The 238-nt window shown below is 54.6% G+C and carries 1 pseudogene; it reads right to left on the reverse strand.

The features are described from left to right. Window positions 1-238: pseudogene (locus EOD29_RS36880) on the reverse strand (ATP-dependent helicase); the annotation flags it as partial.

Below are 238 nucleotides of genomic sequence, written 5' to 3' on the forward strand. Positions count from 1 at the left end.
CCCAACGGCGGCTTAACGCGACGTCGGTGTCGATCATTGTGATCGGGTTGTTCTTTGAGCGGAGATAAGGGATCGCAAGGAACTCGTTCGCGAAGCCATGAATCGTCCCGATAAAGTGAGGATATTGAAGCAAGGCTGCGCCTTCTGGTGACGCGCTCAACCGGTTTGCGATCTCATCACGAGCCGCATTCGTATGAGACAGAACACACATTCCCGAGCGCGACCATTTCCATCGTCG

The organism is Mesorhizobium sp. M1A.T.Ca.IN.004.03.1.1 (genome assembly GCF_003997555.1).
In the GTDB taxonomy this organism is placed as follows: domain Bacteria; phylum Pseudomonadota; class Alphaproteobacteria; order Rhizobiales; family Rhizobiaceae; genus Mesorhizobium.